Source organism: Marivita sp., from assembly GCF_020055635.1.
Taxonomy (GTDB): Bacteria; Pseudomonadota; Alphaproteobacteria; order Rhodobacterales; family Rhodobacteraceae; genus Marivita.
This window is the reverse complement of sequence record NZ_JAIPUT010000092.1, coordinates 1-10,198: the sequence shown is the minus strand read 5'-3', so window position 1 is coordinate 10,198 and position 10,198 is coordinate 1. Positions and strand designations below refer to the sequence as shown.

Genomic DNA, 10,198 nt, shown 5'->3' with positions numbered 1-10,198 from the left:
TCGGTGGACGTGGCGCTGCTGCAGGTCGAACTGGGCGGTGCCTGTGGCGTCTGCTGCCAGAAGGTGTCCGAGGCCGAAGTGTTCGCCCGCGGTGGCATCAAGGACGTGTTGGTGTCGAACCAGGTGCGCGACCCCGCCAAGATCGACCGTCTGGCGCGCATGCCGAAGCTGGGCGCGCGGACGATCTGCTGTGTGGACGATATCGAGAACGTGACTGATCTCTCGGCTGCTGCGGTCAAACATGGCACCCAGATCGAATGTCTGGTCGAGATCGACTGCGGCGCAGGCCGCTGCGGTGTGACCACGACACCGGCCGTTGTCGAGATTGCCGAGGCGATCGACGCGGCAGAGGGCCTCAAGTTCGCGGGCATCCAGGCCTATCAGGGCGCGATGCAGCACATGGACAGCTATGACGAGCGCAAGGCGAAGATTGCTGTCGCGGTCGCACAGGTCAAAGACGCGGTCGATACGCTCAAGGCCGAGGGCATCGAGTGCGACATCGTCGGCGGTGGCGGCACAGGGTCGTATTACTTCGAGTCCAACTCGGGTGTATATAACGAGCTTCAGTGCGGATCCTATGCATTCATGGACGCCGATTACGGCCGTATCCTCGACAAGGACGGCAAGCGGATCGACCAGGGCGAATGGGAGAACGCGCTGTTCATCCTGACCTCGGTCATGAGCCACGCGAAGGCGGACAAGGCCATCGTCGATGCCGGTCTCAAGGCGCAGTCGGTGGACTCTGGCCTGCCGGTGATCTTTGGCCGGGATGACGTGCAATACGTGAAATGCTCGGACGAGCATGGCGTCGTCATGGATGCGGACGGTGTTCTCAAGGTCAACGACAAGCTCAAGCTTGTGCCGGGCCATTGTGACCCGACCTGCAACGTGCACGACTGGTATGTCGGTGTACGGAATGGCGTTGTGGAAACCGTCTGGCCGGTGTCGGCACGCGGTCGCGCGTATTGATCCGGTTTCGGATCGGGCAGGCCCGATCCGACCGATTGGGGGGCCAGCCCCCCAAACCCCCCGGGATATTTTTGAACCAGAGAAGATGACAGGACGGTGCGCAGTGAGGACTGTCGCACCGTTTTTGCGAGGGAGAGACCATGTATATTGTTCCTGAAGCACTGATCGCCGATCTTGTGTCGCGCGAGGCTGCGTTCGAGGCGGTCGAACAGGTGTTCGCCGCGATGGCGGCCAAGGATGCCTATAACTTTCCGGTGGTGCGCGAGGCGATCGGCCATGAGGACGCGCTCTACGGTTTCAAGGGCGGGTTTGATCGCGTTGGCGGATCGCTTGGCCTGAAGGCGGGCGGATACTGGCCGCACAACCTTGAAAAGCGCGGGTTGATCAATCACCAGTCGACGGTGTTCCTGTTCGATCCGGATACCGGCAAGGTTCACGCGATGGTGGGCGGCAACCTCTTGACCGCGCTGCGCACGGCGGCGGCGTCTTCGGTGTCGATCAGGCACCTGGCGCGGGCCGATGCCAAGGTGATGGGCATGGTTGGTGCGGGCCATCAGGCGACGTTCCAGCTGCGCGCTGCGCTGGAGCAGCGATCGTTCGAAAAGGTGATCGGCTGGAACTATCATCCCGAGATGCTGCCCAATATCGAGAAGGTCGCACAGGAGGCCGGTCTGCCGTTCGAGGCGGTGGACCTGCCGGGAATGCAAGAGGCGGATGTGATCATCTCGATCACCTCGGCCTTTGCGCCGTCACTGATGGCCGATCATGTCAGCCCGGGCACACATCTGGCCTGCATGGGAACCGACACCAAAGGCAAGCAGGAGGTCGAGGCGGCGCTGCTGGCGCGGGCCAGGATCTTTACCGACGAGGTCGCGCAATCGGTCTCGATCGGTGAGGCGCAACACGCGGTGGCCTCTGGTCTGATCGCCGAAAGCGACGTGCTCGAAATTGGCGCGGTGATCAATGGCACCCATGCGGGGCGGACGTCGGATGACGACATCACGCTGTTCGATGGCACGGGTGTTGGGCTCCAGGATTTGGCGGTGGCGTCCAGGGTTGTGGAAGTGGCCATCGAACGCGGGCTGGCGATCGAGGTTGATTTCTGATCCCTGGCTGCTCCGAAAGTTGTCCGTATTTCCGGCTCCCTGCGCGTCGGCGCTGCGCGGATTCTGGAACGTGTCTCTCGTCTGTGTGTTGAGCCGATATCTGCACCTGAAAGGAGGACACCATGTCGATAGCACGTGTAACGGAAATCTCCGCAACATCGCCCAACAGCTTTGACGATGCGACCAAACAGGGCATCGAACGCGCCTCGAAGACATTGCGCGGGATCAAGAGCGCCTGGGTCAAGGACCAGAACGTGATGATCGAGGATGGCAAGATCACCGAATTCAAGGTCAATCTGGCCGTGACTTTTGTTCTGGACGACTGACCTTTCCAGACCCATCGCCGCATGGCAAAAGAAAGCCCCCGCACCGATTTGTGCGGGGGCTTTCCTTGTCTTTTTCGCGTGTCGAGCCGATGCGCGCAACCAGATCGGGGGCAGCGGCCCGAAAGCCTCAGTCCACGCGGGACTGGAGCTGCGTGTAGTCGAAATTTTCGATCGTATCGATCTGCGCCTGGTCATAGGGCATCTGGTAGCGCGCTCCCATGAGTGGCGACACGCGGCCATCCTCGTAGGGATAGGCGTAGTACCCGCTCCGCCCGTAGCTGGCGGCGTCCGAAACGACGGCAGTGATCGCGCCATCCTGCACGATGATGTCGGCGACATAGCCATAGCGCACCCCATCCGCGAGATACGCGTAGTCCCCGATCAGGTCGGTTGCCTTGAAGATGCCCTGACCGGCCACAAGATCGTCATCGACGACATTGGTGCCCGACGCGTCGCCCTCGGCGATCATGCCGTCGCCCTCAGCCGCACCGAAGACGTCGAAATTGTCGACCTCGTCTTCTGTCACGGGCACCTGGGCCAGCGAAATGTCATTTCCGATCGACACGTCCTCCCATGGTACGAAGACATGGGTGTCACCGATATCCCAGAAGCCTCCGACCTGGGCGATGATACCGACAACCTCGCCGGTGTTGCTGAAGATGACGTTTTCGACATCGCCGATGGTCTCGCCGGTCGCGTCCGTCACGTCGGTGACGTTGAACATGTTTTCGACGCTCCAGCCCTCTTCATAAAGCGGGGCATAGCTCCAGTTCGCCAGGACCTGCACGGACCCGTCTCCGGTCTGCTGATCTTCAGTCCCTTGGGTCTCGGACGCCTGACCGTCGGATGCTTGGTCCTGGGACCCCTGGTTCTGCATTTCCTGATTGCCAGTCTGCTGATCGTCGGTCTGCTGATTGTCGGAACCCTGCGTGCCGGTGTCCTGATTTCCGGTGTCCTGAGTGCCGGTGTCTTGTGCAAACGCCGGAAGTGCGGCCACGAGAGTAATCGCGGTGGCCGTTCGCGCTGCTGACGTGAAACGGGTCATGTTGGCCTCCTTTGCCTTTCGTACTTCAAAATCCTTCTGACCGGCAAAACGAACTGAGGCGTGTTTCGTTCCGGGCCGGGGCCAATCCGGGGGGATGCGTGAACGGCATGCAGATACAGCAAAAAGGCCCCCGAGCGGATCGCCGAGGGCCTTTCTTGCCGCGTTCAGTCAGACGGGATCAGACGTTGGCGGCGCTTGCCTCTTCCTTGGCTTTCTGGCCCGCACCGTGGCCCGCCATGCCGCCCGAGACTTCTTCGGTCGACTCTCCCGAGAGTTCTTCGGGCAGGATCAGGTTCAGCACGATTGCGATGAGCGCGGCAGGCAGGATGCCGGAGGTCGCCAGCACCTTGAGCGTCTGTGGCAGGTACTGCAATGCGTCCGGTTCAAGCTGAAGGCCCAGGCCCAGCGACAGGGAAATCGCGAAGATCACCATGTTGCGGCGGTTCCAGCTCACATCGGACAGCATCGAGACGCCTGCCGCAACGACCATGCCGAACATGACGATCACGCCCCCGCCCAGCACTTCAATCGGCACCGACGAGATCACAGCGCCGACCTTGGGCACGAGGCCGCAGAGGATCAGGAACAGCGCGCCGATGGTCACGACACCGCGGCTCATCACGCCGGTCATGGCGATCAGGCCGACATTCTGACTGAAGGAGGTGTTGGGCAAGGCGCCGAACAGGCCTGACACGGCCGTGCCGATCCCATCCGCATAGGTTGCGCCCTGGATTTCGGTGTCAGTCGCCTCGCGGCCCGCGCCGCCCTTGGTGATGCCGGACACGTCGCCCACGGTTTCGACGGCCGACACGAAGGACATCAGGCAAAAGCCGATGACGGCGGCGACCGAGAATTCGAGCCCGAAATGCAGCGGGTTCGGCAGGGCAAACGGGGCTGCGCGTCCCACATTGCCGAGGTTCACCTCGCCAAGGACAAACGCCACGGCATACCCCACCAGCAGCCCGACCAGAACAGCCGAGACCGACAGCATGCCACGGGTGAAGAACTTGAGCCCCAATGTGACAAAAATCACGGTTCCGGCCATCGTCCAGTTGAGCAGCGAGCCGTATTCCGGCGTGCCGATGGCGGGAACACCCCCCGCAGCGTACTGAATGCCCACCTTGACCAGCGCGAGGCCGATCATCGTGACCACGAGGCCGGTCACCAGGGGCGGCAGGGCAAAGCGCAGCTTGCCGATGAACAGTCCGAGAAACGCGTGGAACAGGCCGCCGACAAAGATCCCGCCCATCAGGACGGCGATGCCATCGACCCCCTTGCCCGCGACCAGCGGGATCATGATCGGGATGAAGGCAAAGCTGGTGCCCTGCACGATCGGCAGGCGCGCGCCCACCGGGCCCATGCCGATGGTCTGGAACAGGGTGGCGATGCCGGCAAAGAACATCGACATCTGGATCATGTAGATCATCTGCGGAAAGTCGGGGCTGTTCGAGCCAAAGCCGAAGCCCGCAGCACCGCAGACGATGATCGCGGGGGTGACGTTCGAGACGAACATGGCCAGCACATGCTGGATGCCCAGCGGCACCGCCTTGATCAGCGGGGGTGTATAGTTCGGATCGCGGAGCTGCTCCGGCGTACCGATGGATGCGTCAGACATGGTTCTCTCTCCCTCGTAACCATTACGTGTTTCCGAATGCCCCTCCTCAAAGGTGTCCGGTTCGTCATCTTCCGTCGATCACCTCGCAAGGGGTGTCGAGCCAGTGTTCCTGCAGGTTGTCTCCCGCGCCAATGCGGTCGATCACGGCGAATTGCCCGGTACCGGACAGCGGTGTCAGAACCCCGTGCCAGGTGTTGCGGTGGATGTTGATCGCCTGTCCCGCTTGGGTCAGGAAGGCCCGCGGCGTGCCGGGTTGGCCGTTCTCGTCCGGGGCGACGATCACCAGAAACGGATCATGGCTCATGGGCACAAAGGCCTGGCTGCCCAACGGGTGCCGCTCCAGCAGGTCAAGCCTGTAGGGCAGGCTGCGCAACTCGGCCTTGAAGAGGCTGATCCCGGCGCGGCCATCGGCGAAATCGAGCGTCGCGCGGTCGTGGTAACGCCCGCAGAGCCCCTGGTTGATGATCCTGTCCGGGTCGCCTGCGCAATCCAGCAGGTCTCCGAACGGGGCGAAAGCGTCGGCCGTCAGCGGCTCTGTGGTGATCTGCCGGGTCATGCGCCCAGCTTCTCGATCAGGCGCAGTTCGGCGATGCGTTCGACCTGACGGCAGGCTTCGGCGAATTCGGTGGTGCGGTCGTTTTCGATGCGGCGGTGGAAGGCGTCGAGAATGCTCGACTTGGTGTTGTCCTTGACCGCGATGATGAAGGGAAAGCCGTGCCGCGCGACGTAGTCCGTGTTCAGGCTCTGGAAGGTCGCGCGTTCTTCGTCGGTCAGCATGTCCAGACCCGCGCCCGCCTGTTCGGCGGTACTTTCGGCCGTCAAGCGACCCGCGGCAGCCAGTTTTCCTGCAAGGTCCGGGTGGGCATTCAGCACACCAAGTCGTTCTTCGTCCGACGCATTGCGGAACGCACGACAGAGCAGGCTGTGCACCCCGCGGGCCGTATCATGGGTCGGACCGGTTTCGAAATCGCAGGCGCGGTCGGCAATCCACGGCGAGTGTTCGAAGATGCCACCAAAGGCCGCGACGAAATTCTCGCGCGACATCTCGGAGGGGCGTTGTCCTGTCGGAGCAGGATGCTCTTTGGCCCAGTGCTGCGCGATCTGTTGGCGCGTGGCGAACCAGACTCCTTCATGGCTGTTCATGTAGTCGAGCGCCCGCTTCAGGGCTGCGGCACGACCGGGGCGGCCCATGATGCGGCAATGCAACCCGATCGACAGCATCTTGGGACTGCCCGCTTCGCCCTCGGCGTAGAGATAATCGAAGCTGTCCTTGAGATAGCTTTCGAACTGGTCACCGGTGGTGAACCCCGCCTGGATGCCGAACCGCATGTCGTTGCAATCCATCGTGTAGGGCATGATGAGCTGATCCGTGTCGCCGAAGCGCGACCAGTAGGGCAGATCGTCGGCATAGCTGTCGGCGACATAGTCGAACCCGCCCTGTTCCGCGACCAGCCGCACGGTGTTGTTGGAGCAGCGCCCGGTGTACCAGCCCTTTGGCGGCTTGCCGACAACCTCGGTATGAAGGCGGATCGCCTCGGCAATCTGGGCACGCTCCTCGTCTTCGGGCATGTCCTTGTGCTCGACCCACTTGAGACCGTGCGACGCGATTTCCCAACCGGCATCCTTCATCGCGGCGACCTGTTCAGGTGCCCGCGCCAAGGCGGTTGCGACGCCATAAACGGTGATGGGCAAATCCTGCATCATCCGGTGCAGCCGCCAGAACCCGGCGCGGCTTCCGTATTCGTAGATCGATTCCATGTTCCAGTGCCGCTGCCCGGGCCAGGGCTGTGCACCGGTGATCTCGGACAGGAACGCTTCGGACGCGGCATCGCCGTGCAGGATGTTGTTCTCGCCACCCTCTTCGTAGTTCAAAACGATCTGAACGGCGATCCTCGCACCGCCCGGCCAATTGGCCTTGGGGGGATTGGCGCCGTATCCTGTCATGTCGCGGGGGTAGCGTTGCACGGTGGGTCCTCCTGAGTGGTCGTCGTTATATTCCGAATAATGCAATCTGTTTTTCAAGAAATCCCGAAAGGTGTCTCAAACGCGTTCCATTTGCGGTTTTGTCCCAACCGGCTGCATAAAGAGGCATCGCATCACGAGGAGAGCGCAATGTCCGGCTATTTGACGACACATGTTCTGGATACGGCCAGGGGTTGCCCGGCGGCGGGTCTCAGGATCACGCTGTCCCGCGTGACGGATGCGGGGCTTGAGCAGATCGCCGAGACCGTGACCAATGAGGATGGGAGGACGAACAGTCCGATCCTGCCTGCGGATGCGTTTGAGACCGGGACTTACGAACTCGTGTTTTTTGCCGGCGATTACCTGCGGGCGTCAGGTCAGGCTGGGGAGGATCCGCTGTTTCTGGACCAGGTGCCGATCCGCTTTGGCATATCGGACGCCGAGGCGCATTACCACGTGCCGCTTCTGCTGTCGCCGTTCGGGTATTCGACCTACCGGGGCAGTTGAGCGGGCGTTTCCGTCAACGGAAACGACCAGATGCGTCGACGCATCTGCGGCGTCTTAATTGGGCAAGAAACACGTCATGCGTACATGCAGTTACGCATGACGGAATTTCAATACTGAGCAAACTTGCGCCGATCAGGGCGGGCATCAGAGAAAGCTGGTGACCGTTTCGGGATATTTGCGTATCGTTTATATTCATTTTCCAGTTTTCGATCAGGCAATTTCGTCTGCGCAGAAGCAATTTTTACAAGTACTTTCAGTAAATTAGTTCATATTGGAGATATATTATGTCAAAAGCGATTAACCTGAATCCGCATCATGGCGTCGCTGGGCGTCATCCAACCCGGGATTTCCTTGATACTCTGAGCGGCCACGACGACCCCGGCAAGTTCGGACGAATGTTTCCCACACTGCCACCGTTGAACGTTCCGGACGATGCGCTGAATGACCTTGCCGCGGCTATGCTCGATAACGAGGCCGCATCGGATGACAATCCGCACATTCCGGCGGGTTTCACCTATCTGGGTCAATTCATCGACCACGATATTACGCTCGACCTGACCTCATTGGGCGAGAAAACGCGGGATCCGAAAGGCATTCGGAACTTCCGCAGCCCCAGTCTGGATCTCGATAGCCTTTATGGTCGGGGCCCTGACGGAAGCCCGCACATGTACGCGCGCAATTCAAACGGCAAGTTCCTGATCGGGCGGAACGTGACCGTCGATTTCGGGGGCGTGGTCGGCGACTTTCGGAACGATCTCCCGCGCAGCCCGGAAGGCCAGGCCCTTATCGGGGACCATCGGAACGACGAAAATCTACTGGTGGCCCAGACGCATGTCGCGTTTCTGAAATTCCACAATGCCGTGGTTGATCGTCTTGAGGCCGAGGGGGTGGAAGAAAGCGCGCTTTTTGCCGAAGCGAGAAAACTGGTCACCTGGCACTATCAGTGGATGGTTCTTCACGATTACGTCGGAAGACTGACCACACCCGGAATTGTCGACAAGATCCTTCACGAGGGGCGCAAGTTTTATCGCTTCAAACAGTTTCCCTACATGCCGGTGGAGTTTTCCGGAGCGGCCTATCGTTTGGGCCACAGTCAGGTGCGCCAGCGCTACAACCACAACAGGATTTTCTCGGATATCGGCTTTGATCTGCTGTTCGGATTCACGGGGCTGTCCGGTCAGATCATCGGCGACCTGGCGCCCGAGCCGCCGACCGGGCCCTTGCCCATCTCGCGTTTGCCAAGCAACTGGATCATTGATTGGCGGCAGTTTTACGATGTCGACCCGAGCGTGACGCCTCAAGCCACACGCAAGCTCGACGCCTTCCTCGCGTCCGAGTTGCACACATTGCCGGGCGGTGCCAACCTTGCCTTCCTCAACCTGCGGCGTGGTGTGCAGCTTGGTCTGCCGTCGGGACAATCCATTGCAGACGCGATGGGGATTGCCGATCCCGTGACGTCGGCGGAACTTGCCAGCGGCCCTGACGGTGCGGTCTTGGCGCAGCATGGGCTGCATGTACAGACGCCGCTTTGGTACTATGTACTGAAAGAAGCCCAGGTGAAATCTGGAGGGGAGCGGCTTGGTCCGGTTGGGTCGACGCTTGTCGCCGAAGTGCTTGTGGGTTTGGTGCACGGCGATCATCAATCGTACCTGTGGCAGCGCGGCCCCGGCTGGCGACCGACGCTTCCGGGCGCAACACATGAGGACTTTACCATGGCTGACATGTTGCGGTTCGTGGATGACATCAACCCGATTGGAGACAGCTGACAGGCGCGTGCCGGTCGACCTGATCGGACCGGGCGATTGCGTCGCCGGCCTACGTGTTCTGGCACTGGTCTAACCGCTCGCAACAGGTGAAAAGGCGGCACCCGGGTTTGCCGCCTTTTTTGCGAAACGCACCGCAGGCAAACGGCTTGTCCAGGCTTGGTTGAACGCCCGAGACCTATCGTTTGCTTCTCTCGAGTGCTTTTCGCCTTGTTTTTATGCTCGACATTCGGCTTCGTCACTGCCCCACACGTTCAGGCGTTCTTGATCGCTGCGCCGACGCGGCCGGTGACGAAATCCATGAACAGCCGCGTCTTCGGGTCCTGCCTGCGCCTGTGGGTGAAGAGGCACGCCATCTGGACCGGCACCGGCGGTGTCTGTCTGGCGACCGGAACAAGGCGTCCCGTCCGCAAATGGTCTGCGACCTCAAACACCGGCTTGAGCGCGATTCCATGACCCCCAAGCGCCCAGTCGGTGAGCACATCTCCGTCGTCGGATTCGTACCGCCCTGTGACCTTGAACCGCTTTGGCCCGTCGCCGGTTTGCAGCCGCCACTGGAAGTCGGTTGCGCCCGGAAAACGCAGGTTCAGGCATTCGTGGTTCTGCGCAATCAATTCGTCGCCTGAATTGGGATAGCCCCGAGCCTTGAGGTATTCGGGCGCGGCGCAGAGCACGCGGGTCACATCGGCGATCTTGCGGATGCGCAGCGTGCTGTCCTCGGGTTCGCCCAGAAAGAACGCCAGATCCAGACCTTCGGTGGTCAGGTCAACCTTACGGTCCGTCAGGCGCAACCGTACGGACACCTCGGGGTATTGTTCGATAAAGGCGGGCACCTGTGGTGCGATCAGGCGGCGGCCCACACCCAGGGGGGCGGCAACATAAATTGACCCGCGCGGGTTGTCGGT

Annotated in this window: 10 protein-coding genes; 5 read left to right on the top strand and 5 right to left on the bottom strand. The window is 61.2% G+C overall.

The features are described from left to right. From LCF60_RS22090 to LCF60_RS22080, 3 genes are all read left to right on the top strand, one after another. A partial coding sequence (locus LCF60_RS22090; protein ID WP_292294705.1) for a DSD1 family PLP-dependent enzyme occupies nt 1-969 on the top strand: 969 nt, incomplete at its 5' end. 140 nt (nt 970-1,109) lie between these two features. Then, nucleotides 1,110-2,075 carry an iminosuccinate reductase BhcD gene (gene bhcD, locus LCF60_RS22085; RefSeq protein ID WP_292294704.1) on the top strand — a complete coding sequence of 322 codons (966 nt, stop codon included), beginning with the start codon at nt 1,110-1,112 and terminating at the stop codon, nt 2,073-2,075. Nucleotides 2,076-2,197: 122 nt separating this feature from the next. After that, entirely contained in the window at nt 2,198-2,401 is a 204-nt protein-coding gene (locus LCF60_RS22080; protein WP_292294703.1) for a dodecin family protein, read from the top strand. Between the two features lie 127 nt (nt 2,402-2,528). Here the strand turns inward: LCF60_RS22080 and LCF60_RS22075 are convergent, their stop codons facing one another. The 4 genes from LCF60_RS22075 to puuE all read right to left on the bottom strand — a co-directional run bounded on the left by LCF60_RS22075 (nt 2,529) and on the right by puuE (nt 7,026). Further along, nucleotides 2,529-3,446 carry a PRC-barrel domain-containing protein gene (locus tag LCF60_RS22075; RefSeq protein WP_292294702.1) on the bottom strand — a complete coding sequence of 306 codons (918 nt, stop codon included), beginning with the start codon at nt 3,444-3,446 and terminating at the stop codon, nt 2,529-2,531. Nucleotides 3,447-3,624: 178 nt separating this feature from the next. Further along, the gene (locus tag LCF60_RS22070) at nt 3,625-5,061 is read right to left on the bottom strand and encodes a nucleobase:cation symporter-2 family protein (protein ID WP_292294701.1); all 1,437 of its coding nucleotides are present in this window, start codon (nt 5,059-5,061) and stop codon (nt 3,625-3,627) included. A 64-nt stretch (nt 5,062-5,125) separates the two neighbouring features. Beyond that, entirely contained in the window at nt 5,126-5,617 is a 492-nt protein-coding gene (locus LCF60_RS22065; RefSeq protein WP_292294700.1) for an ureidoglycolate lyase, read from the bottom strand. Continuing rightward, nucleotides 5,614-7,026, bottom strand: a complete 1,413-nt coding sequence (puuE, locus tag LCF60_RS22060; protein ID WP_292294699.1) for an allantoinase PuuE — start codon at nt 7,024-7,026, stop codon at nt 5,614-5,616. The genes LCF60_RS22065 and puuE overlap by 4 nt, the downstream gene beginning before the upstream one ends. Before the next feature lie 147 nt (nt 7,027-7,173). On the opposite strand from puuE, the gene uraH reads away from it, so the two are divergent. Beyond that, nucleotides 7,174-7,530, top strand: coding sequence for a hydroxyisourate hydrolase (gene uraH, locus LCF60_RS22055; protein ID WP_292294698.1), 357 nt, complete (start codon nt 7,174-7,176; stop codon nt 7,528-7,530). A gap of 395 nt (nt 7,531-7,925) precedes the next feature. Next, nucleotides 7,926-9,296 carry a heme peroxidase family protein gene (locus LCF60_RS22050; protein ID WP_292294697.1) on the top strand — a complete coding sequence of 457 codons (1,371 nt, stop codon included), beginning with the start codon at nt 7,926-7,928 and terminating at the stop codon, nt 9,294-9,296. Between the two features lie 251 nt (nt 9,297-9,547). Here the strand turns inward: LCF60_RS22050 and LCF60_RS22045 are convergent. Then, nucleotides 9,548-10,198 (bottom strand): substrate binding domain-containing protein (locus tag LCF60_RS22045; protein ID WP_292294696.1); only part of this gene is annotated, 651 nt, incomplete at its 5' end.

Excerpts from the sequence above, each read along its gene's own strand:
- LCF60_RS22050 (WP_292294697.1), top strand. The coding sequence starts at position 7,926 with ATGTTTCCCACACTGCCACCGTTGAACGTTCCGGACGATGCGCTGAAT.
- uraH (WP_292294698.1), top strand. The coding sequence starts at position 7,174 with ATGTCCGGCTATTTGACGACACATGTTCTGGATACGGCCAGGGGTTGC.
- bhcD (WP_292294704.1), top strand. The coding sequence starts at position 1,110 with ATGTATATTGTTCCTGAAGCACTGATCGCCGATCTTGTGTCGCGCGAG.
- LCF60_RS22075 (WP_292294702.1), bottom strand. The coding sequence starts at position 3,446 with ATGACCCGTTTCACGTCAGCAGCGCGAACGGCCACCGCGATTACTCTC.
- LCF60_RS22070 (WP_292294701.1), bottom strand. The coding sequence starts at position 5,061 with ATGTCTGACGCATCCATCGGTACGCCGGAGCAGCTCCGCGATCCGAAC.
- LCF60_RS22065 (WP_292294700.1), bottom strand. The coding sequence starts at position 5,617 with ATGACCCGGCAGATCACCACAGAGCCGCTGACGGCCGACGCTTTCGCC.
- LCF60_RS22080 (WP_292294703.1), top strand. The coding sequence starts at position 2,198 with ATGTCGATAGCACGTGTAACGGAAATCTCCGCAACATCGCCCAACAGC.